Annotated in this window: 19 protein-coding genes; 17 read left to right on the top strand and 2 right to left on the bottom strand. The window is 69.3% G+C overall.

The features are described 5' to 3' along the window. Positions 1-13 precede the first annotated feature (13 nt). Both HR9077_RS16240 and HR9077_RS16235 read left to right on the top strand, forming a co-directional pair. Entirely contained in the window at positions 14-1,126 is a 1,113-nt protein-coding gene (locus tag HR9077_RS16240) for a FecCD family ABC transporter permease (RefSeq protein ID WP_136068151.1), read from the top strand. After that, entirely contained in the window at positions 1,126-1,962 is an 837-nt protein-coding gene (locus tag HR9077_RS16235; protein ID WP_244613307.1) for an ABC transporter ATP-binding protein, read from the top strand. Before HR9077_RS16240 ends, HR9077_RS16235 begins: the two co-directional genes overlap by 1 nt. A 279-nt stretch (positions 1,963-2,241) precedes the next feature. On the opposite strand, the gene HR9077_RS16230 is transcribed toward HR9077_RS16235, so the two are convergent. Beyond that, positions 2,242-3,753: a sensor domain-containing diguanylate cyclase gene (locus HR9077_RS16230; protein WP_136068149.1), complete on the bottom strand. Its 1,512-nt coding sequence runs from the start codon at positions 3,751-3,753 to the stop codon at positions 2,242-2,244. Positions 3,754-3,858: 105 nt separating this feature from the next. Between HR9077_RS16230 and HR9077_RS16225 the strand changes: the two genes are divergently transcribed. Together HR9077_RS16225 and HR9077_RS16220 are read left to right on the top strand one after the other, a co-directional pair. Beyond that, a complete protein-coding gene (locus HR9077_RS16225; RefSeq protein ID WP_136068147.1) occupies positions 3,859-4,818 on the top strand; it encodes a GlxA family transcriptional regulator in 960 nt (319 codons plus the stop codon). 340 nt (positions 4,819-5,158) lie between these two features. Then, a complete protein-coding gene (locus HR9077_RS16220) occupies positions 5,159-6,406 on the top strand; it encodes a TauD/TfdA family dioxygenase (protein WP_136068145.1) in 1,248 nt (415 codons plus the stop codon). A gap of 24 nt (positions 6,407-6,430) precedes the next feature. Here the strand turns inward: HR9077_RS16220 and HR9077_RS16215 are convergent, their stop codons facing one another. After that, a complete protein-coding gene (locus tag HR9077_RS16215) occupies positions 6,431-7,450 on the bottom strand; it encodes a GlxA family transcriptional regulator (RefSeq protein WP_136068143.1) in 1,020 nt (339 codons plus the stop codon). Between the two features lie 158 nt (positions 7,451-7,608). Between HR9077_RS16215 and tmpA the strand changes: the two genes are divergently transcribed. From tmpA to HR9077_RS16150, 13 genes are all read left to right on the top strand, one after another. Continuing rightward, positions 7,609-8,796 (top strand): 2-trimethylaminoethylphosphonate dioxygenase, encoded by a 1,188-nt coding sequence (gene tmpA / locus HR9077_RS16210; protein WP_136068141.1) that lies wholly within the window; start codon positions 7,609-7,611, stop codon positions 8,794-8,796. After that, positions 8,793-9,395: an HD domain-containing protein gene (locus HR9077_RS16205; RefSeq protein ID WP_136068139.1), complete on the top strand. Its 603-nt coding sequence runs from the start codon at positions 8,793-8,795 to the stop codon at positions 9,393-9,395. Before tmpA ends, HR9077_RS16205 begins: the two co-directional genes overlap by 4 nt. Beyond that, positions 9,392-10,990 (top strand): 5-guanidino-2-oxopentanoate decarboxylase, encoded by a 1,599-nt coding sequence (locus HR9077_RS16200; RefSeq protein ID WP_136068137.1) that lies wholly within the window; start codon positions 9,392-9,394, stop codon positions 10,988-10,990. The genes HR9077_RS16205 and HR9077_RS16200 overlap by 4 nt, the downstream gene beginning before the upstream one ends. Before the next feature lie 42 nt (positions 10,991-11,032). Then, positions 11,033-11,977 (top strand): ABC transporter substrate-binding protein, encoded by a 945-nt coding sequence (locus HR9077_RS16195; protein ID WP_458692926.1) that lies wholly within the window; start codon positions 11,033-11,035, stop codon positions 11,975-11,977. Next, on the top strand, positions 11,974-12,705 hold the full coding sequence (locus HR9077_RS16190) for a class II aldolase/adducin family protein (protein ID WP_136068135.1): 732 nt from the start codon (positions 11,974-11,976) through the stop codon (positions 12,703-12,705). The genes HR9077_RS16195 and HR9077_RS16190 overlap by 4 nt, the downstream gene beginning before the upstream one ends. Before the next feature lie 9 nt (positions 12,706-12,714). After that, entirely contained in the window at positions 12,715-13,899 is a 1,185-nt protein-coding gene (locus tag HR9077_RS16185; protein ID WP_136068133.1) for a pyridoxal phosphate-dependent aminotransferase, read from the top strand. 102 nt (positions 13,900-14,001) lie between these two features. Next, positions 14,002-14,787 (top strand): ABC transporter ATP-binding protein, encoded by a 786-nt coding sequence (locus HR9077_RS16180; RefSeq protein ID WP_136068131.1) that lies wholly within the window; start codon positions 14,002-14,004, stop codon positions 14,785-14,787. 93 nt (positions 14,788-14,880) lie between these two features. Continuing rightward, positions 14,881-15,654 (top strand): transporter substrate-binding domain-containing protein, encoded by a 774-nt coding sequence (locus HR9077_RS16175; protein ID WP_136068129.1) that lies wholly within the window; start codon positions 14,881-14,883, stop codon positions 15,652-15,654. 66 nt (positions 15,655-15,720) lie between these two features. Then, positions 15,721-16,425: an ABC transporter permease gene (locus tag HR9077_RS16170; protein WP_136068128.1), complete on the top strand. Its 705-nt coding sequence runs from the start codon at positions 15,721-15,723 to the stop codon at positions 16,423-16,425. A gap of 22 nt (positions 16,426-16,447) precedes the next feature. Further along, on the top strand, positions 16,448-17,179 hold the full coding sequence (locus HR9077_RS16165; RefSeq protein WP_136068126.1) for an ABC transporter permease: 732 nt from the start codon (positions 16,448-16,450) through the stop codon (positions 17,177-17,179). Between the two features lie 493 nt (positions 17,180-17,672). Continuing rightward, positions 17,673-18,752, top strand: a complete 1,080-nt coding sequence (locus tag HR9077_RS16160) for a FecCD family ABC transporter permease (RefSeq protein WP_136068124.1) — start codon at positions 17,673-17,675, stop codon at positions 18,750-18,752. Next, positions 18,749-19,531: an ABC transporter ATP-binding protein gene (locus tag HR9077_RS16155; protein WP_136068123.1), complete on the top strand. Its 783-nt coding sequence runs from the start codon at positions 18,749-18,751 to the stop codon at positions 19,529-19,531. Before HR9077_RS16160 ends, HR9077_RS16155 begins: the two co-directional genes overlap by 4 nt. 120 nt (positions 19,532-19,651) lie before the next feature. Further along, positions 19,652-21,547: a hypothetical protein gene (locus HR9077_RS16150; protein ID WP_210725949.1), complete on the top strand. Its 1,896-nt coding sequence runs from the start codon at positions 19,652-19,654 to the stop codon at positions 21,545-21,547. Positions 21,548-21,575: the final 28 nt, after the last annotated feature.

The raw sequence follows: 21,575 nt of genomic DNA, 5'->3' as shown, positions 1-21,575 counted from the left end.
ACCAGGGGAGCTGATGTCGCCCAGCCATGACCCCGGCTCGCCGTACCGGAGAGCGACACTCGCGCCGCGCGACGAGGCGCCGCGCGTGGCGCCACCCACAGGTACCTGGCGGCTGGCGCTGCCCGGCGGGCGGGCGGTGCTCGTCGACCGCCGGGCAAGCGCCGCCAACCTGGGCCTGGCCGCAGTGCTGCTGATCGTCGCCTGGTTGTCGCTGTGCCTGGGCGGCGTGCCGCTTTCACCACTCGAGGCCGGCCGCGCGCTGTTCGGCCACGGCGAGCCGATGACGGTGTTCGTGGTCCAGGAGCTGCGCCTGATGCGGCTCGCCGCGGGGCTGGCCACCGGCGGCGCCTTCGCCCTGGCCGGCTGCCTGATGCAGACCCTGGCGCGCAACCGTCTGGCCACGCCGGGGATCATCGGCATCGACAACGGTGCCACCGCCTTCGCCGTGGCCTCGGTGGTCGGGCTCGGCGTGAGCATCGCGCCACCGGCCATGGCGCTGGCCGGCGCGGCGACGGCGACCGCGATCACCTTCGGTCTGGCCGGCGGCGCCGGCACCCGGGGCTATCGCTTCATCGTCGCCGGCATCGGCGTGGGCGCGGTATTCGGTGCGCTCACCCAGCTGTTGCTCGCACGGGTCGCCATCGACACCGCCAATGCCGCCTACCCATGGACCATCGGCAGTCTCAACGCTCGCGACGGGGAGGCGTTGGGCGTGCTGGTCGTGGGGCTCGCGCTGGGCCTGGTCGCCGCCCAGTGGCTGACCCGGCCACTGGCGGTACTGCGCTTTTCCGACAGCGTCGCGCAGGGCCTGGGCATTCGCGTGCGCGCCTGTCGCTACCTGGCGCTGGGCCTGGCGGTCGCGCTGACCGCGCTGGCCGTGGCGGTCGCCGGCCCGGTCGGGCTGGTCGCGCTGATCGGCCCCGAGATCGCCCGCCACCTGTCGTCGCCACGCGGCGTGCCGCTCGTCGGTTCGGCGCTCGCCGGCGCGCTGGTGATGGTCGCCGCTGATCTCGCCGGGCGGCTGGCGCTGGCGCCGATCGAAGTCCCGGTAGGCATCGTCACCGCGATCGTCGGCGGGCCGATGCTGCTGTGGATCCTGCTGAGCCCCGCCATGAGGAGGCATTGATGGAGCAAGACATGGACGACGCGCCGCTTGTCGCCCGGGGGCTGGGGCTGGGCTACGGCCGCGGCGCCGGCCACCTGACGGTGATCGAGGCGCTCGACCTGACGCTGCCGCGTGGCCAGGTCACCGCCATCGTCGGCCCCAACGGCTGCGGCAAGTCGACGCTGCTGGCCGGCCTCGCCCGTCTGCATGCGCCCTCGGCGGGCGCGGTGCTGCTCGACGGCCGCGACATTCAGCGCCTGCCAGCGCGGGAACTGGCCCGGCGCCTGGCGCTGTTGCCCCAGCAAACCCACGCGCCGGAGGGGCTGACCGTGGCCGAACTGATCCGCTTCGGCCGTCAGCCGCACCAGGGGTGGCTGCGCCAATGGTCGGCCGAGGACCGGCGGGTGGTCGACGAGGCGCTGGCCGCGGCCGACCTGGCCAATCTCGCCGAGCGGCCGCTGGAAGCGATGTCGGGCGGCCAGCGCCAGCGCGCCTGGATCGCCATGGCGATCGCCCAGCAGACGCCGCTGCTGCTGCTCGACGAGCCCACCTCGGCGCTCGACCTGGGCCATCAGATCGAGGTCTTCGAGCTGATTCGGGCACTGGCCGCAACCGGCAAGACGCTGGTAATGGTGGTCCACGACCTGGTCAGCGCCTGTCGCTTCGCCGACCACCTGGTCGCCATGCACGCCGGCCGTGTCATCGCCGCCGGCTCGCCAAGCACGGTGGTCACCGCCGAGCTGGTGCGCCGGCTCTATGGGGTCGATTGCACGCTGCTCAGCGATCCGGCGACGGGCAGCCCGATCCTCGCCAACATGCGGCGTACCGCGGAGCCTTTGACCGGTAGTGCGGATTAGCCGGCCATGACTCGCAGCCAACCTATAAACATGGGTTATAAAAAACACCCCCAATCTGCGCTTTACACTAATTAACACGTATACTATATTGAAGTCGTTCGATCGTGATCAGGATGATTGCGCAAGCAAGGATTGCTACCGGCCAGGATGGCCGACGACAGGCAGGCAAGGCACCCTCTAGACAGGACGTCTCGACCGCCAAGGAAGCCCGGAACGGCAGTAGCCACGCCCCGCGTTGACCCGCGGGGCGTTTTTTATGGCGGCCTTTCCAGCCCCGGGTCAGTCGCTTCCCCCGGCCACGGCGGTGCGATTGCGTCCCTGGGACTTGGCCCGATACAGCGCGTCGTCGGCACGCTTGACCAGGTCGTCCGCGCTAGCGTCGCGCCCCGGTGTCAGTGTCGCCACGCCGATGCTCACGGTCAGATGCCCGGCGATGGGCGAATCGTCGAAAGGCACTCCGCGGCGCGCCAGGCATTGATGGATTCGCCGGGCGATCGTCAGGCCACCCTCGTCGGGCGTATCGGGCAGCAGCACGACCAGCTCCTCGCCGCCATAGCGGGCGACCAGGTCCCCGGGCCTGGCGACGGCTTCGCACAGTACGCCGGCGACCTGCTTCAGCGCGGCATCGCCGGCGGGATGGCCGTAGCTGTCGTTGTAGCGCTTGAAGTAATCGACATCGATCAGCAGCAGGCTGAGCGGTTGGGCGTTTCGCCGAGCGCGCTGCCATTCGCCATGGATCGCGCCCTCGAAACGTCGGCGATTGCTGATGCCGAGCAGCGCGTCGGTGCTCGCCAGCCGATCGAGCTCGCGGTTGGCCCGCTCCAGGGTCCGCAGGTTGATGCTGATGACCCCCACCGAAAGCAGCGTGCCAGCGGCGAAAATCAAGAACAGGATGGTGTTGCGCCATCGATCCGGTTCGAGTTCATCACGGAACTGGCGATAGCTGCGCGACACGGTCACCGCCAGGGGAAAGCCCGCCAGGTTGCGATAGGCGGCGATCCTCCGGCTACCGTCGAGGGGCGACTCGAGGCGTGTGACATCGGCGGCATGGGAGCCGAACAGCTCGGCCAGATCCCTGCGCGCCCCCGGCAGCACCTCGTGAGGCGACGGAAACACCGCCAGGGTGGTGCCGTCGGCATGGAACATGCCGATCCGGTATTGATTGTTGCGGCTCACCGCGTCGTAGAAATCGCTGAAATAGTCGGAATCCAGCAGTACCACCGCCACACCGGCGAAGGCCCCGTCGGGGGCGTTGAGGCGCTGACTGACCGGAATCAGCCGACGCTGGACACCGGCCTGCGCGAACGGCTCGCCGATCACCATGAACTCCCCCGCGCGATGCGCCGCGAACAGCGGCTGTGCCAGCACCCGGGAAGTTTCGATGGGCTGACGGTTGGCGGTGAATACCGGCTCGCCCGCGGCATCGGTAACCAGCAGCCCGGCGAACTGGGGAGTACGCAGGATGCGCTGATAGAACGGCTGTTCGGTCAGCCCCTGGCGTAATGTCACCAGGTCGTTGTCCCACTCGATGTCCATCAGCAGCCGTGTCGCCGAGGAGAAGGTCAGCTCGGCATGTTCGGCGAGCAGCGTGGCCTCGGCCTTGAGGTTCTCCTCCAGGCCGGCGAGCTTGCGCTGCTCGAGCTTGCGGGTCTCCTCGAACAGAAAACCGCCCACCGCCGCCACGGCCAGCGAACCGAGCGCGATCAACAAGCGCTGAGGGGTCTTCCAGGTCGTCGAAGCGCCTGGCCGCTTGGCGGAGGACGAGGCACGCTCGTGCAGAATCGGTTTCATGTGCTGACAGTATCGGTCATATCGGCCCTGCGCTGAACCACCGGATACCTGCAGCGTACCTCGCAATCGCCTATCATCGTCGGGCCACCCCGTTGCGAGCGACTCATGCGCCTGGACTACGCCGGCCCCCTGCCCGAGCCGATCGGCTTTCTGCTGATGCCACGCTTCTCGATGATGGCGTTCTTCTCCGCCGTGGAGCCCCTGCGCATCGCCAATCGCATCGCCGGGCGCACGCTGTTCGCCTGGCGGGTGATCAGCCAGGACGGCGCACCGGTCACCGCCAGTAACGCCATGACCCTGCTCGCCGACGAATCCATCGCCAGCGCCCCGGCGCTGCCCAGCGTGGCGGTATGCGCCAGCTTCGAGCCCGAAGCGACGCTGACCCGGCCGCTGATTCGCTGGCTCAACCGGCTGGCCAACGGCGACTGCGTGCTCGGCGGCATCGACACCGGCAGCGTGGTGCTGGCCAGCGCCGGGCTGCTGCGCGATCAGCGGGTGACCCTGCACTGGGAAAGCCTGCCGGCCTTTCGCGAACGCTTCCCCGACATCGAGACCCGCGAGGCGCTGTTCGAGCTCGGTCCGCGCGGCTTTTCCTGCGCCGGCGGCACCGCGGCGATGGACATGTCGCTCGACCTGATCGCCCGTCGTCACGGCGAGGCGCTGGCCACCGCGGTCTCGGAGCAACTGATCCACGCCCACATGCGCACCCACCACGATCAGCAGCGCATGGCGCTGACCCAGCGCCTCGGCACCCACAAGCACGTGCTGATCGAAGCCGTGGCACTGATGGAAGCGCATATCGAGGCACCGCTGTCGATCGCCGACCTGGCGTATCGCGTGGGCATCTCGCTGCGCCAATTGCAGCGACTGTTCGAGCGCGAGCTGGGCGTGCGCCCGCGCGATCACTACCTGAACCTGCGCCTGACCCGGGCCCGCCAGCTGCTGCTGGAAACCGATCACGACATCCTCGGCATCGGCCTGGCCTGCGGCTTCGCCTCGGCGTCGAGCTTCTCGCGCGCCTACCGTCAGCGCTATGCCGAAAGCCCGCGCGAGGCTCGTCAATAAAAGGGACGCTGGTCAACAAGAACTCATACTCCAAACTCCCGACAAAATGTCGGTCGCCGGAGGCAAGGTAAAGCAAGGGTCCTTTGCCATGGCCGGAAAGTGTTCCTTCCATTCCGGCATTTCCGCCATCCATGGCGGTCAGATGGCAAAGGTAGCGCCCAAGGATGGATTCACGGCGCCCTTGCGAAGATTTTCCGCCGGAAAGCGACCGGGTTGCGAAAGGTACTCTGAATGACCACCATCAATGGCGACTCATGGCAAATAGCCGTCGCCTGATGGCTAATCATCGGCGCGGCGACTCGGCATCCTGAAGGTCGCCATTTCACTCAGGAACGCCGCCATGACAACGACGCACGCGCCGACACTGCCGTCGACCCCGGATTACGACGCCTGGCCGATCGAGGTCGAGGCGACGCGGGTCGACCACGACACGCGTCTGGTCGAGCTCGCCTGGGCCGATGGCCGGGTCAGCCGCTACCACGCCGTGTGGCTGCGCGAGAACGCCGCCGACGACACCACCGTCAACCCGGCGACCCGCGAGCGCATCCTGAACCTGTCGCAGCTCGCCGCCTGGCCGACCATCGACGCGGCCTGGCTCGACGCCGCCGGCGCACTCAGCGTCACCTTCGCCCCGGAAGCGCGTACGCTGCGCTTTCATCCCGGCTGGCTGCGCGCCCACGACTACTCCAACGCCGAGGCGTTCGACACACCGCTGGTCGCCGTCGACGTCTGGACAGGCGCCGAACTCGACGCCCCGCCGAGCCTCGACGCCGCGGAGTGGATGGACCAGGACGAGCACGCCGAAGCCGCCGAAGCGCTGCTCGAGGACGCGCTCGACGCAGTGCTGCGCCATGGCCTGGTGCGGCTGCGCAACCTGCCCACCGCGCCGGGCAGTCTGGACGCCATCGCCCGGCGCATCGGCCCGCCGCGGCCGACCAACTTCGGCACGCTGTTCGACGTGCGCGCCAAGCCCGATCCCGACTCCAACGCCTACACCTCGATCGCCCTGCCGCCGCACGTCGACCTGCCGACCCGCGAATACCAGCCGGGCCTGCAGTTGCTGCACTGCCTGGAGAACAGCGTCGACGGCGGCCAGGCGGTGATGATGGACGGCTTCGCGGTGGCCGAAGCGCTGCGCCGGCAAAGCCCCGAGGCGTTCGCCACCCTGACCCGGGTCAAGTGGTGCTACGCCAATACCGCACGCACCAGCGACTACGTGTGGTTCAACCCGATGATTCAGTGCGACGCCGAGGGCAGGCTGAGCGAGGTGCGCATCGCCGACTTCCTGCGCGGGCCGCTGATGGCGCCGTTCGACGAGATCGAGCCGGCCTACGACGCGCTGATGCAGCTGCAACGGCTGCTCCGGGAGCCACGCTTCGCGATGCGCTTCGATTATCGTCCGGGCGACCTGGTGATCTTCGACAACCGCCGGTTGCTGCATGCCCGCGACGCCTTCGAGGGCGCCTCCGGCCATCGCTGGCTGCAGGGTTGCTATCTGGAGCGCGACGAAGTGCGCTCGCGGCTGCGCATGCTGCGCCGGGCCGCACGGCAACGCCGCGTCGAGGCGCTGGGCCAGGCCGAGCGCTAGCTGAAGAAAGACTGCAACGCCCGCTCAGGCCATCCCGCGCTCGCCGGTCCTGCTCGGGCGTTCGCCGAAGCGCGCCTGGTAGGCCCGCGAGAAGTGCGTCATGTTGCTGAAACCGGTGGCCAGCGCCGCCTCGGTGACCCGGCAGCGGCTGTCGGCGAGAATCCGCCGCGCCAGGTCCAGGCGCATGCCCAGGTAGCACTGCTTGGGCGTCTCGCCGAAGTGGCCGACGAACAGCCGCGTCAGCTGGCGCTGCGACTGGCCGACCAGCCGGCAGATCTCGGGGATCGCCAGCGCCTGGCCGAGATGCGCCTCCATGATCGCCAGCGCCCGCACCACCGCCCGCGGCAGCCGGTCGAGACGATGCTGGCTCTGCAGGGCATCCTCCTCGGACACCCGCTGGTGGACCAGCTGACGACCCACCGCGTTGGCCAGCGCCGGGCCATAGTCGTACTCGATCCACTGCAGCATCATGTCGATGCCCGCCGCGCCGCCGGAGCCGGTCAGCCGCCGGTCGGCGAACTCGAAGCGCGCCGGGCTGATCGCGATGTGCGGGAACTCCTCGCGAAACGCCGGCACGCTCTCCCAGTGCAGCGCCACGCGCTGCTGATCGAGCAGCCCGGCCCGGGCGAGAATGAACGGCGCGGTATCCAGCCCGCCGACCCGGCCGCCGTGCGCGGCGACCTGGCGCAGCGCCGCGCGGTCGGCGGCGGTCACCGTGGCTTCCGCCTCGTAGGAGGAGATCGCCATCAGCATCTCGCGATCACCGGCATCGCCGAGCGCGCCGTCGACATCGATGCGCACGCCGTTGCTGGCGACCACCGCCTGGCCGTCGCTGGACAGCAGTTGCCAGGCGAACAGCGTGCGACCGAAGCGGTTGGCGACCCGCAGCGGCTCGAGCAGGCAGAACAAGGTCAGCATCGAGAACTTGGGCAGCAGCCATACGCTGACGGTGTGCTCGGCCTCGCCGGGACGCGCCACCGGCGGCTGGTCGGGACGCGGGTAGGGCCAGGCCTGGGCCCAGTTGGCCGTATCGGGATCGCTCATGGCCAGAATAGTCCATTAAAAGGCGATTTTTGGCAAATTGCCTTCGCGCTATGGCCCTAGGGTAGAGCCAAGGTCGCACCCGCCGCGGGCGGCGACAGCGCTTCGGACTCAGGTCCCGTACCCAATCGACTCAGCCAGCCGTGGAGATTTGCGCCGCCATGTCCACCGTCGACGCCGTCATCAACTTCCAGGGCCGCCGCCTGACGCTCAGCGCTCCCGGCCTCGAACAGCACTTCGCCGCGCTGTGGCTGCGCGAACGCGCGCCGGACGGCGAGACCCTCGATGCCCGGACCGGCCAGCGGCTGATCGAGGCCGCCGAACTGCCGCTCGACCTGGCCATCGAATCCGCCGCCGTCGAAGGCCGGACGCTGCGTATCGGCTTCAGCGACGGCCACCGCACCGCCTTCGCCATCGACGACCTGATCGTCGAGGCTCGACCGCCCCGGAGCGAGTCGCAAGGCGCGGCCGGCGACGGGCATCAACTGTGGGATGCCGGCCTGCCCCACCTGCCCGAGGCCGACTTCGCCGCCGCCCTCGACGATGACCGGGCGCTGCTGGCGCTGCTCGAGGACCTGCAGCGCTACGGCTTCGTGCGTGTCGTCGGCGTACCCGGCGAGGAGGACGGCATGCAGGCGCTGATCGATCGCATCGGTCCGTTGCGGCGCACCAACTGGGGCGGCATCGCCGACGTCAAGTCGGTGGCCAACGCCTACGACCTGACCATGACCCAGCGCGGACTCGAGCCGCACACCGACAACCCCTACCGCGATCCGATCCCCGGCTACATCTGGCTGCACTGCCTGAGCAATGCCGCCGCGGGCGGCGACAGCACGCTGGTCGACGGTTTCATGGCCGCCCGCCGGCTGCAGCGCGAGGACCCGGCGGCGTTCGACTGCCTGACCCGGCTGTCGCCCGGCTTTCGCTACGTCGATGCCACCACCCAGCTGGAAAGCGAAGGCCCGCTGATCGAGCTCGACAGCCACGGCCGGCTCGCCAGGGTGCGCTTTTCCAACCGCACCGAGCGCGTCGCCGCCTACGATGCCGAGACCCTCGAACGCTACTACGCCGCGCGCCAGCGCTTTCATGGGCTGATCACCGACCCGGCGCTGACCGTGCACCTCAAGCTCGCCCCCGGCGAGATGCTGATCATGGACAACTACCGGCTGCTGCACGGACGCACCGCCTACCAGCTCGAAGGCGGCGTGCGCCACCTGCGCCAGGGCTATGTCGATCGCGACACGACCGCCAGCCGCCGCCAGGTACTGCGCCGTGCGCTCGGCGCCACGTCCAGCGCCAACGACGCCGCCGTATCCCGCGCCGCCACCCAGGGAGGACCGGTTCGATGAGCCAGGCCCGCTTCACGCGCTTCGACGAGAGCACCGCCGACGACTGGGCGATCATCGACGCGCACTTTCAGATCTACCAGAACGACGCCAGCCGCCGGGTACTCGAGCACCTGCTGCGCCTCAAGGGCGACAACCACGGCTACCCGATCGACCGCTACGCGCACTGCCTGCAGACCGCCAGCCGCGCGCTCGACGCCGGCGCCGACGAGGAGACCGTGGTCTGCGCGCTGCTCCACGACATCGGCGACGACCTGGCGCCGGCCAACCACGCCGAGATCGCCGCGGCGATCCTCGAGCCCTACATCGACCCGCTCAACGTGTGGATGATCCGTCATCACGAGCTGTTCCAGGGCTATCACTACCGCGCCTTCTACGGTATGGACCCCCACGCCCGCGAGGCCTACCGCGACCACCCGGCCTACGCGCGCACCGTGCGCTTCTGCGACGAGTGGGACCAGCGCGCCTTCGACCCGGACTATCCCACGCGCCCCCTGGAGCACTTCGTGCCGATGGTCGAGCGGGTCTTCTCCCGCGAGCCGTTCGGTAATGCACAGGCGGAAACCTCAGGCGTGGCCAGTGATGCCGAGGTGCGTTCATGACGACCTGCGCGCAACGCCTGCTCGAGCTGCTCGAGGCCCACGGCATCGATACCGTGTTCGGCATCCCCGGGGTCCACACCATCGAGCTCTACCGCGGCCTCGCGGACAGCCCCTTGCGCCACGTCACCCCGCGCCACGAGCAGGGCGCCGGGTTCATGGCCGACGGCTACGCCCGCGCCAGCGGCAGGCCGGCGGCCTGCTTCATCATCAGCGGCCCGGGGATGACCAACATCGCCACCGCCATGGCCCAGGCGCTGGCCGACTCGGTGTCGATGCTGGTGATCTCCAGCGTCAACCGCCGCGATACCCTGGGCCGCGGCCAGGGTCGCCTGCACGAACTGCCCGACCAGCAGCGCACGCTGGCCGGGGTCAGCGTGTTCAGCCATACCCTGCACGGCGCCGAGGCACTGGACGAGGTCGTCGCCCGGGCCTTCGCGGTGTTCGCCAGCGCCCGCCCCGGCCCGGTGCATATCGAGATTCCGCTCGACGTGATGACCCAGCCGGTAGCCGATACGCCGATCAAGCCCGCCGCGGTCTACCCGCCGTCCGCGCCGGCCGCCGGGCTCGACGCCGCCGCGGCCTGGCTGGCCGGCGCCGAACGCCCGCTGGTGCTGCTCGGCGGCGGCTGCGTCGATGCCGCAGCGGACACCCGCGCGCTCGTCGAGCGACTCGATGCCCCGACCATGACCACCATCAACGCCCGCGGCGTGCTCGGCGAGCGTCACCCGCTCGACCTGGGCGCCTGCGCCAGCCTGCCCGCCGGGCGCCGGCTGGCCGCCGAGGCCGACGTGATCCTGGCGCTGGGCAGCGAACTCGGCGAAACCGACTACGACCTGGTCTTCGACGATGGCTTCGCGCTCACCGGCAGGTTGATCCGCGTGGATATCGATGCCCAGCAGCTGGCCCGCAACCAGGCCGCCGACCTGGCGCTGCTCGCCGATGCCGGCGAGGTCGTGCGCGGCCTGCTCGAGCGCTTGCCGGTGGCCGCCGCGCGGGACGCCGCGGCGCAGGTCAGCGCGACCAAGGCCGCCCTGGCGCTGCGCGAGGCCGACGACGTGGCGCCCTACGCCGAGCTTCTCGACACCCTGCGCGACGCGCTGCCCGAGGCGAGCATCGTCGGCGATTCCACCGGACCGGTCTACGCCGGCAACTTCATCGTCGAGATGCCCGCGCCGCGGCGCTGGTTCAATGCCGCCACCGGCTACGGCACGCTCGGCTATGGGCTGCCCGCGGCGCTCGGCGCGGCGCTGGCCGTCCCCGAGCGACCGGTGATCGCGCTGGTCGGCGACGGCGGGTTGATGTTCACCCTCGGCGAACTGGCTACCGCCCGCGACGCCGGCGTACCCCTGGCCGTGGTGATCTGGAACAACGACGGCTACGGCGAGATTCGCCGCTACATGGACATGCACGCGGTCGCCCGGCTGGGCGTCGACCTGCCGGCCCCCGACTTCGCCACGCTGGCCGAGGCCTTCGGCTGCCATGCGGCGCGGGCCGACACCCCGGTGGCGCTCGGCCAGGCACTGGCCGCCAGCCGGGCCGCCACGCGGCCCACGCTGATCGAGATCGACGCCGACGGCTGGGGCCGACGCCGCTGAGGCACGACCTAGCCGATAACAATTTCGAACCGAGGAGAGGCCATGAATTCCCGCAATCGCAACCGCCTGGCGATCGCCGCCCTGACGCTACTGCCGATGCTGGGCCTGCCCCAGGTCCACGCCGCCGACCGCGACACGACGGTCGACTTCATCGTGCCGCCGTGGCCCGGCGTGACCGTCAAGACCGAGATCATGGCGCAGCTGCTGGCCCCGCTGGGTTATGCCAGTGAAAAGCAGGAACTGAGCAGCACGGTGGGCTACAAGACCCTGCAGACCGGCGACAGCGACATCTTCATGGCCGGCTGGCTGCCCGCCCAGCAGGACAGCTACGACGCCGCCATGGCCAATGGGGCGATCGTCGACCTGGGCAACAACGTCAACGGCGCGCGGATGGGCTTCGCGGTGCCCGGCTACGTGTACGACGCCGGGGTGACCAGCGCCGAACAGCTCGATGACCACCGCGAACGCTTCGACGCCCGCTACTACTCGATCGAGAGCGGCTCGACGGTCAGCGATGACATCAACCGGGCCCAGCAGGACGACACCTATGGCCTCGGCGACTGGGAACTGATGGAATCCTCGACCCCGGGGATGCTCGCCGAGGTCCAGGCAGCCTACGACGAGCGGCGCTGGATTGCCTTCTATGGCTGGACCCCGCACTGGATGGTGCCGGCCTACGACATGCACATCCTCGACGACCCGGCCGGTGTCTATGGTGCCGACAACGGCCGCAGCGACGTGCGTACCATCGTCGGCCGCGAATTCAGCGAGGCCAACCCCAACCTCACCCGGCTGCTCGACCAGTTCGTGCTCAGCGCCGAGGACCAGAGCGCGTTCATCCAGGCCTTCGGCCGCGAGGGCCGCGATCCCGAGGCGGTCGCCCACGACTGGCTGGTGGCACACCGCGACAAGCTCGCCGCCTTCCTCGACGGCGTCACCACCCGCGACGGCAAGCCGGCGTTACCCGTCGTGGAGGGCAGCCTGTGAACCGGGACAGTCAACAGCGTGCCCGCCGCGATCTCGCCGCGGCGTATCGGCTGATCGCCCATCTCGGCATGGACGACGGCATCTATACCCACATCTCGGCGCGCCTGCCGGGCGACAGCGAGCATTTCCTGCTCAACCCCTACGGGCTGCGCTTCGATGAGATCACCGCCGACAACCTGGTGAGCGTCGACGCCGACGGCGCGGTGATCGACGATCCGCTCGGCCGCGGCGTCAATGCCGCTGGCTTCATCATTCACAGCGCCATCCACGCCGCCCGCGCGGACGTCGGCTGCGTGCTGCACACCCATACCGTGGCCGGCGTCGCGGTGGCCTGCCAGGAACGGGGTCTGCTGCCGCTCAATCAGTGGGCGCTGCAGTTTCACCGTCGGCTCGCCTATCACGACTACGAGGGTATCTCGCTGGATCGCGCCGAACGCCAGCGCCTTGTCGCCGATCTCGGCGACCAGCCGGCGATGATCCTGCGCAATCATGGCCTGCTGACTTGCGGTCGCAACGTCGGCGAGGCCTTCCTGCGCATGCGCGACCTGGAGCGCAGCTGTCAGGCACAGCTCGCCGCCCAGGCCAGCGGCGCCGCGCTTCGCGAACTCGATCCCGCCCTGTGCGACCACGTCGCCGGCCAGTACGTACAGTGGGCCGAGCGCGACACCGCCGACGGCGACGACCCCGCCTGGCTGGCCGAGCTGCGCCGTCTCGATACGCGCCCCTGAGGAGACGACATGCACTATTCCCGACTGACCACCCGTATCGCCGGCGAAGGCGCCGCCGCCTGGGACATCCATTACCGCGCCCTCGAGCGCCAGGCCGGCGGCGACGACGTGATCATCCTTTCGGTGGGCGATCCGGACTTCGCCACCCCCGGGCCGATCGTCGACAGCGCCATCGCCAGTCTGTGCGCCGGCGCCACCCACTACGCCGACGTGCAGGGCAAGGCCTACCTGCGCGAGCTGATCGCCGCCCGCCATCGCACCCATGGCGGCTCGGCCGGCCCCGACAACGTGGCGGTGATGGCCGGCGCCCAGTGCGGGCTCTACGCGGTCGCCCAGTGCCTGCTCGACCCCGGCGACGAGGTGATCGTCCCCGAGCCGATGTACGTGACCTACGAGGCCGCGCTGCAGGCCGCCGGCGCGACGCTGGTACGCGTGCCGCTGCGCGCCGGGGAGGGCTTCCAGCCGCGGCTGGCCGATCTCGAGGCCGCCGTCACCCCGCGCACCCGGGCATTGCTGATCAACAGCCCGCACAACCCCACCGGCCAGTGCCTGGGCCGCGACACCTGGCAGGGCATCGCCGAGCTGTGTCGGCGCCGCGACCTGTGGCTGATCTCCGACGAGGTCTACGCCGAGCTGGTCCACGACGGCGAACATCTGTGCCCCGCCACGCTGCCAGGCATGGCCGAGCGCACCGCGGTGATCGACAGCCTGTCCAAGTCGCACGCCATGACCGGCTGGCGGCTGGGCTGGGTGATCGGCCCCGAGGCGCTGATCGATCACCTGAGCAACCTGGCGCTGTGCATGCTCTACGGCAGTCCCGAGTTCATCCAGGACGCCGCCTGCGCGGCGCTGGCCAACCCGCCCGAGCAGTTGGCGTCGATGCGCGAGACCTACCGCGCCCGCCGCGACACGGTGTGCCGCGCGCTCCGGGGGAGCAGCGCGGTCGAGGTGCTGCGTCCCGCCGCCGGGATGTTCGTGATGATCGACATCCGCCGCACCGGGCTCTCCGCCCAGGCGTTCGCCGACAGGCTGCTCGACGAGCAGGGCGTGTCGCTGCTCGCCGGCGAGGCCTTCGGGCCTTCGGCGGCAGGCTTCGTGCGGCTGAGCCTGACCGTCGACGCCGAGCGCCTGGGTGAAGCCTGCCGGCGCATCGAGCACTGCGCCCGGGATTGCCTGGCGACGACCCTCGACTGATCGCACGCGCGGCCCCGTGGCGCGTCTTGCCCGGAGCCGCACTCTTTCCACCGGCAACAGGAGGGGTATGGCCAGCGCGACACTCCACCCCCGACAGCATCCATGACCCAACATACCGACAACGACGGCCTGGCGATCGATGCCCGGCATCTGGTCAAGCGCTACGCCGAGCATGAGGTCCTCCGGGACGTCTCGCTGCGCGTGCGCGAGGCCAGCGTGGTCTCGATCATCGGCTCCAGCGGCTCCGGCAAGAGCACCCTGCTGCGCTGCATGAACCTGCTCGAGACCCCCGACCGCGGCGAACTGACCGTCGCCGACGAGGCGATCCGCTTCACCCGCGACGCCGAAGGCGCCAACGTCGGCCTCGACCGCCGCCAGATCCAGCGCCTGCGCGCGCAGGTCGCGATGGTCTTCCAGCAATTCAACCTGTGGCCGCATCTCACCGTGCTCGGCAACGTCATCGAGGCGCCGCTGCGGGTGCGCGGCCTGCGCCGCCGCGAGGCGGTCGAGATCGGCGAGCATTTCCTCGCGCGGGTCGGGCTGGCCGACAAGCGCGACGCCTACCCCGCCTATCTTTCCGGCGGCCAGCAGCAGCGCGTGGCGATCGCCCGGGCGCTGGCCATGCAGCCCCGGGTGCTGCTGTTCGACGAGCCCACCTCGGCGCTCGATCCCGAACTGGTCAGCGAGGTGCTGGGGGTGATCCACGGCCTCGCCGACGAGGGCCGCACCATGCTGCTGGTCACCCACGAGATGGGCTTCGCCCGCGACGTTTCCCACGAAGTGGTGTTCCTGCACCAGGGCGTGGTCGAGGAGTGCGGCAGCCCGCGCGAGGTGTTCGAGAACGCCGCCAGCGAACGCTGCCGGCAGTTCGTCTCGAGCGTCGCCTGACACTACCGGGCATTCCGGCGTCGCCGTCCACGTGGCGGCGCCTCTTTCCGGGCCGCCCGATGCGGCTCGTCACAACAACAAGGGGAAACCTTGATGAAACGTACCTTGCTTCCTGCCCTGACCGCCGGCGTGCTGGCCCTGACAGCCATCACCGCAAGCGCCGCCGAACCGCTGAAGATCGGCATCTCCGCCGAGCCCTACCCACCCTTCACCTACAAGGGCGCCGATGGCGACTGGACCGGCTTCGAGGTCGAGCTCGGCCTGGCGCTGTGCGAGGCGATGCAGGCCGACTGCGCGATCACCCCGACCGGCTGGGGCGGCATCTTCCCGGCGCTCGACAGCGGCAAGATCGACATGATCATGAATTCGCTGTCGATCACCGACAAGCGCAAGAAGGTGATCGACTTCACCGATCCCTACTACTACACGCCGGGCGCCTACGTCGCCGCCAAGGACGCCGACTTCGCGATCCCCGACGGGCTCGACGGCAAGGTGCTGGGCGTGCAGGGCGCGACCACCAACGCCAGCTACGCGCGCCGCGCGCTGGCCGACAGCGGCGTCGAGATCAAGATCTACGACCGCCAGGAACAGGCCAACCGCGACCTGCTCGCCGGGCGCGTCGACACCATCCTCGCCGACAAGATCGCGATGACCGAGTTCGTCAAGCGCGACGCGGCCCGGGACTACGAGATCCGCGCCACCGCGCCACGCCACAAGGCCTTCGGCGAAGGCGTGGGGATCGGCCTGCGTCAGGACGACGACGCCCTGCGCGAGGATCTCGACGCGGCGATCGCCCGGGTGATCGACGACGGCACCTGCGCGTCGCTGTCGCAGAAGTATTTCGAAACCGATATCTGCGGCGGTTGAGCGCCCTGCCCCGGCGACGTGCCCGGCATCGGGTGCGTCGCTGCCACGTCAACGGAATGATCGCTTATGGATAGCGCTTCGAACGACGGCCTGCTGGCCTGGATGGGGCCGATCCTCCACGGCGCGCTGACCACCGTGGAGATCGCCGTGCTCGCCTACGCCATCGGCCTGGCACTGGGGCTGATCGGTGCCGGCGCAAGGCTGAGCCCGTGGCCGGCGCTGCGCGCGCTGGGCACCGGCTATTCGACGGTGGTCCGCGCGATGCCCGAGCTGCTGCTGATCATCCTGCTCTACTACGCAGGCAGCCAGGCCTTGACCGCCGCCTATGCGGCGCTGGGCGGCGACGGTCAACTGGCGATCGGCGGCTTCGCCACCGCGGTCGGCGTGCTGGCGTTCGTCCAGGGCGCCTACATGACCGAGGTGTTCCGCGGCGCGATCCTGGCGATCCCCCGCGGCCAGCTCGAGGCCGCCGACGCCTACGGGTTCTCTCGCGCCTGCCGCTTCCGGCGCATCGTGATCCCGGCGATGTTGCCCAACGCCCTGCCGGGGATGTCCAACCTGTGGCTGATCCTGGTCAAGGACACCGCGCTGGTCAGCGTGATCGGTTTCGAGGAGCTGTTCTTCACCGTTCAGCAGGCCGCCGCCAGCACTCGTGAGTACCTTTTGTTCTATGCCGTGGCCGGGGCGCTCTACCTGGTCATGACGCTGGGCTCCAACGCCCTGTTCGCCCGCGCCGAGCGCCACGTGCGGCGCGGGCAGGCCGGCACCTGAGGGCCGAGAGGAGGGCATACCGATGGATTTTTCCTGGCTTACCGATCCGTTCTACCAGCGCTATCTGTGGACCGGCTTCGTCAATACCCTGTGGCTGGTCGCCGTCTCCGGCAGCCTGGGGCTGGCACTCGCCGTGGGCGTGGCGCTGGCGCAGATTCGCGGCCCACGCCCGCTGGCACTGCTGGTGCGCGGCTTCACCACGGTGATCCGCGGCACGCCGCTGCTGGTCCAGCTGTTCTTCTTCTACGATGGCGTCGGTCGCCTGCTGCCGGCGATCCCCGGGGTGCAGGAAAGCCTGCTGTGGCCGCTGCTGCGCGACCCGTTCTTCTACGGCGCGCTGACCTTCACGCTGAGTGTCGGCGCCTATTCCGGCGAGGTGATCCGCGGCGCGCTGCTCAGCGTGCCGCCCGGGGAGCTGGCCGCGGGTCGCGCCTTCGGTCTGTCGCGCTGGCAGATCCTCTACCGGCTGTGGCTGCCGCGCGGCATTCAGATGTGCCTGCCGACGCTGACCGGCGAGATGATCCTGCTGCTCAAGTCGGTGCCGCTGGTCTCGACGATCGCCCTGATGGACCTGCTCAAGGCCGCCAACCTGGTGCGCGACGAGACCTTCCTGGTCTACGAGCCGCTGCTGCTGATCGCCGGCATCTATCTGGCGATGACACTGGTGCTCACCGCCGGCATGCGCCTGGTCGAGACGCGCTTTCCCGGCGCGCGGCCGGCCAGGTCGCGGCGTCGCCGGCTGCTGCCGGGATGAGCGTGGCAGAAAAGCAAGTCGTGCTCTCAACAAGTCGTTCTCTGAGGAAAGCGTTTCGCGGGACGATCAAAAATTTCCGTGAAACATGGGGCACTGTTAGCAAGCACTATCAACCGGATAGGCGACTTTCTTGGCCTAACCCAGGACTATGGACACGTGCTTTGTCGGCAATCGCTTACAGGAATATTTAACCTGGGTTAGATCGGGCTACTCTGAGCGGGCGTAGAGTGCCTACATCGACGCAAGGAAAGCGCCAGCAAGGAAGACCGAGCCAGGATGGCTCGACACGCCAAGGATGCATGGGCTGGATGCCCATGCATGTGCCGCAAGGACACGCAGCGCTCATGGCCCGGTCGCAGGACCGGGTCTTTTTTATGGGCGTTTTTCGCCCCTGTGGCATCGTGGCGATGGACAGGCCGCACCCGCGGCGGTTACACCTGGGGCACCCTGTTCCCGGCGACCGGCCAAACGAGCCCTGAATGATTCCAGCCCCATGAATTCACCGCTAGCCGTCTCATCCGACCCGCCGACACCGGACAGCGTGGCGCGTTACCTGGCACGCCGTCGCCGTCATTGCTGGCTGATTGCCGGCGTCGCGCTGCTGGCACTGGGCGCCCTGCTGGTCGATGTCGCCACCGGTCCGGGCCCCTACGCGCTGCGTGACGTGCTGCACGCCCTGATCGACCCCGCCGGGGCCTCGCGGGTGCTGCGCGTGGTGGTCTGGGAGATCCGCCTGCCGGTAGCGCTGATGGCCGTGCTGGTCGGGGTCAGCCTGGCACTGGCCGGCGCCGAGATGCAGACCATCCTCGACAACCCGCTGGCCGATCCCTTCACCCTGGGCATCTCCTCGGCGGCGAGTTTCGGCGCGGCCCTGGCGATCGTGCTGGGTCTGGGCGTGGTACCGGTCGCCGGCACGCTGCTGGTCACCGGCAACGCCTTCGTGCTGGCGCTGTGCGCCGCGCTGACGATATGGGCGGTCAACCGGCTGCGCGGCATCAGCGTGCAGACCATGGTGCTGCTGGGCATCGCCATCATGTTCTTCTTCAACGCCCTGCTCGGGCTGACCCAGTTCGTGGCCTCCGCCGAGGAGCTGCAACAGCTGGTGTTCTGGTCGCTGGGCAGCCTGGAGCGGGCGAGCTGGGACAAGCTCGGACTGGGCGTGCTGGCCCTCGGCGTGACGCTGCCGGTGTTCTTGCACGCCGGCTGGCGGCTCACCGCGCTGCGCCTGGGCGACCTGCAGGCCAAGGCGCTGGGCATCGACGTCGGCCGGCTGCGCCTGCGGGTGATGCTGTGCGCCTCGCTGCTCGCCGCCACCGCGGTGGCCTTCGCCGGCACCATCGGCTTCGTCGGGCTGGTCGGCCCGCATATCGCCCGCTTGCTGGTCGGCGAGGACCAGCGGGTGTTCCTGCCCATGGCGGCGCTGTGCGGCGCGCTGATCATGTCGCTGGCCTCGATCCTCTCGAAACTGCTGATCCCCGGCATCCTGTTTCCGATCGGCATTCTCACCGCGCTGATCGGCCTGCCGTTCTTCGTCTCGCTGATTCTGCGCAGCCGCCGCGAGGGCTGGGGATGAGTCTGGTCATCGAACATCTGGACTGCCGGCTCGGCGGACGCGCCGTGCTTCACGGCTTGGCGGGCCTGCGCGCCCGCCCCGGCGAGTTGACCGCGCTGATCGGCCCCAACGGCGCCGGCAAGTCGACGCTGCTCAGGGCGATCGCCGGCATCGTGCGGGGAGAAGGCAGCTTCGCCCTCAACGCTGAACCGCTGGCTCCGCTGTCGCTGACCCGGCGCGCCGAGCGGCTCTACTACCTGCCCCAGGAAACCCCCTCGCGTGCCGTGCTGAGCGTCTTCGAGGCGGTGCTCCTGGCCCGCCGCACGCGCATCAGCGAAGCGCCGGCCGCCGCCCTGGCCCGGGTCGGCGAGACACTGCGCGCACTGGAACTCGAGCCTCTCGCCGAGCGTGAACTGGGCCAGCTTTCCGGTGGCCAGCGCCAGCGCGTGGCGATCGCCCAGGCGGTGATCCGCGAGCCGCGGCTCCTGCTGCTCGACGAGCCGACCAGCGCACTGGACCTGCATCACCAGTTGCAGGTCCTCGACTGGCTGACCCGGCTGGCCGCGGAGCGCGGGGTCATCGTCGTCGTTGCCATCCATGACCTCAGCCTGGCGGCACGCTTCGCCCGCCACATCTGGGTGCTCAAGGAGGGCCGCGTCGCCGCCAGCGGCGCCCCCGGCGAGGTGCTCACCGGTGCACGGCTGCGCGAGGTCTACGCCATCGAGGCGCATGTCGAATGGCCCGCCGACGAGCCGCCCCGGGTCACTCCGCTGGCGCCCACCCGCCGGCTGGGCGACTAGGTTCGTTGCAACCGTGGCGCTACACCGCCACCATGATTGCAGAGTGGACATCAACATCGGCTACTACAGCTCAAGGACAGGCGCAGCCGGCGAGGCCGCGTATCGAGCCAAGGAGACACCATGCCCCAGCGCCCCACCCAGACGCTGCTCGCGATGACCATCGCCGCCCTGCTGGCGCCCGCCGTCGGTCAGGCCGAAAGCGCGCGGTCCGACGAACCCGCCCGACCCAGCGGCCAGCCGTCGAACGAGCTAGCGCAGATGCCGGTCGGTCACATCATCGAGCGCGAGATCCTGCCCAAGCTGGACTTCTACTTCGACAAGCTGCTCGATGAAGGCGAAGACATCACCCTCGACGGCACCGAGGCGTTCTCCGGCAAGGACAAGTTCCTGCCCGGCAAGATCGCCATCGGCCTGAGCTACCTGCTGCTCAACACCCCGCAGGACGACCCCAGGTTCGAACGCTACCTCGAGGGCTATCGGCGGATCGCCGACATGACCGTCGACGACCGCAACGAGACCTGGGGCATCTATTATTACGTCTCGGCGCTCAACCGGCTCAAGGACGCCGGGCTGCTCGAGCGCGCCATCAGTGATGAGACGCTGGCCAAGCTCAAGGAGAAGACCGACTGGCGGCAGTTCGTCGACACCGACGACATGAGCCTGATCGACCTGCCGACCAACTATTACGGCGTCGCCTTCTCGATCGCCCGGCTGCGCCACCTGCTGGGCTGGGAGGACGCCTCGGGCAGCGAGCGGTTGCTCGACAAGATGATGGACCACTACCGCGAGTACTCCGGCGAGTACGGCTTCTCCGACGAGACCAACGGCCAGGGGCGCTTCGACCGCTACAGCGTGCTGCTGATCGGCGAGATCTGCCAGCGCTTCATCGAGACCGGCATGCAGGTGACACCGCAGATGAAGGAGTGGCTGCGCAACTCGGTCGAGGTCATCCTGCCGCGGCTCAATGAAGAGGGGTACGGTTTCAGCTACGGGCGCAGCATCGGCGCCTACGGCGATACCGCGTTCCTCGAGGTGCTTTCGGCGGCGGCCTACCTGGACGTGCTCAGCGACGAGGAAGAGCGCATGGCCTATGCCTTCGCGGCACGCGCCACGGCCCGCTACGCCAACTTCTGGTACGACGAGGAGATGAACTCCGTCAACCTCTGGGACAACGGCCGCACCACCGACGACTACCGCGGCAAGCATCGCATTCTCGGCGAGAACTTGAGCCTCTCCCACCAGCTGATCTATACCGCCAACCTCTGGAAGGAGATCGGCTACCGGGGGCAGGCGCCCTCGCCCGAGTTCCCCGCCTGGCTCGAGACGCTGCCCGATACCACGCTCACCTGGTTCGCGCGGGGCGACTATGATCGCGCTCTGGTGACCTACCGCGACCGGGGCCATGTGATCAGCCTGCCGCTGATCAACGGCGGCAAGTCGCAGCACATGCACACCCCCTACTACCCGATCCCGTTCGCCAGCGGCATGCTCGAGGGCACACCCGACGAGAGCTACCCGCAACTGCTGCCGCGCATCACCCTGGAAGACGACTCGCAACTGATCCCGGCGGCCTTCATCCGCGACATCGAAACCCGCCAGAGCGGCGATACCTACACGGTGAGCTATCATCAGGACGAACTCGACCGGCTGGGCGAGTCCGAGCCGATCAAGGACGATCGCCTGGCGGTCGATACCCGCTACCGGCTCTCGCCCGGCAAGATCACCCGCACCGACACCTACCGGCCCAGCGAACCGCTGGACATTCGCGACATCCGCCTGGAGTTCGCCAGCTTCTCGGACGATGCCAGCCTCGACGGCAAGCACGCGCACTTCGCTCAAGGAGCGGTCAGCGATTTCCGGGTCGAGGGCCTCGAACAGTGCCAGGCGACCCGGGTCGACGGCGAGCCGCCCTATCAGACACCGGTCGGCCCGCTTATCACCCGCATCGCCTGCGAAAGCGGCGCGCACGAGGTCGACGGGCCGTTCACGATCCAATGGACCCTGGAATACGACTAGCCGGCGGCGGGCGGGGGATAGTCCCGCC

Source organism: Modicisalibacter radicis, assembly GCF_900961225.1.
Classification (GTDB): Bacteria; Pseudomonadota; Gammaproteobacteria; order Pseudomonadales; family Halomonadaceae; genus Modicisalibacter.
This window is presented reverse-complemented; position numbering and strand designations above follow the sequence as displayed.

What these genes read in the sequence shown, in the direction of transcription:
- HR9077_RS16240 (WP_136068151.1), top strand. Translation starts at nt 14, where the DNA reads ATGTCGCCCAGCCATGACCCCGGCTCGCCGTACCGGAGAGCGACACTC.
- HR9077_RS16235 (WP_244613307.1), top strand. Translation starts at nt 1,126, where the DNA reads ATGGAGCAAGACATGGACGACGCGCCGCTTGTCGCCCGGGGGCTGGGG.
- HR9077_RS16230 (WP_136068149.1), bottom strand. Translation starts at nt 3,753, where the DNA reads ATGAAACCGATTCTGCACGAGCGTGCCTCGTCCTCCGCCAAGCGGCCA.
- HR9077_RS16225 (WP_136068147.1), top strand. Translation starts at nt 3,859, where the DNA reads ATGCGCCTGGACTACGCCGGCCCCCTGCCCGAGCCGATCGGCTTTCTG.
- HR9077_RS16220 (WP_136068145.1), top strand. Translation starts at nt 5,159, where the DNA reads ATGACAACGACGCACGCGCCGACACTGCCGTCGACCCCGGATTACGAC.
- HR9077_RS16215 (WP_136068143.1), bottom strand. Translation starts at nt 7,450, where the DNA reads ATGAGCGATCCCGATACGGCCAACTGGGCCCAGGCCTGGCCCTACCCG.
- tmpA (WP_136068141.1), top strand. Translation starts at nt 7,609, where the DNA reads ATGTCCACCGTCGACGCCGTCATCAACTTCCAGGGCCGCCGCCTGACG.
- HR9077_RS16205 (WP_136068139.1), top strand. Translation starts at nt 8,793, where the DNA reads ATGAGCCAGGCCCGCTTCACGCGCTTCGACGAGAGCACCGCCGACGAC.
- HR9077_RS16200 (WP_136068137.1), top strand. Translation starts at nt 9,392, where the DNA reads ATGACGACCTGCGCGCAACGCCTGCTCGAGCTGCTCGAGGCCCACGGC.
- HR9077_RS16195 (WP_458692926.1), top strand. Translation starts at nt 11,033, where the DNA reads ATGAATTCCCGCAATCGCAACCGCCTGGCGATCGCCGCCCTGACGCTA.
- HR9077_RS16185 (WP_136068133.1), top strand. Translation starts at nt 12,715, where the DNA reads ATGCACTATTCCCGACTGACCACCCGTATCGCCGGCGAAGGCGCCGCC.
- HR9077_RS16180 (WP_136068131.1), top strand. Translation starts at nt 14,002, where the DNA reads ATGACCCAACATACCGACAACGACGGCCTGGCGATCGATGCCCGGCAT.
- HR9077_RS16175 (WP_136068129.1), top strand. Translation starts at nt 14,881, where the DNA reads ATGAAACGTACCTTGCTTCCTGCCCTGACCGCCGGCGTGCTGGCCCTG.
- HR9077_RS16170 (WP_136068128.1), top strand. Translation starts at nt 15,721, where the DNA reads ATGGATAGCGCTTCGAACGACGGCCTGCTGGCCTGGATGGGGCCGATC.
- HR9077_RS16165 (WP_136068126.1), top strand. Translation starts at nt 16,448, where the DNA reads ATGGATTTTTCCTGGCTTACCGATCCGTTCTACCAGCGCTATCTGTGG.
- HR9077_RS16160 (WP_136068124.1), top strand. Translation starts at nt 17,673, where the DNA reads ATGAATTCACCGCTAGCCGTCTCATCCGACCCGCCGACACCGGACAGC.
- HR9077_RS16155 (WP_136068123.1), top strand. Translation starts at nt 18,749, where the DNA reads ATGAGTCTGGTCATCGAACATCTGGACTGCCGGCTCGGCGGACGCGCC.
- HR9077_RS16150 (WP_210725949.1), top strand. Translation starts at nt 19,652, where the DNA reads ATGCCCCAGCGCCCCACCCAGACGCTGCTCGCGATGACCATCGCCGCC.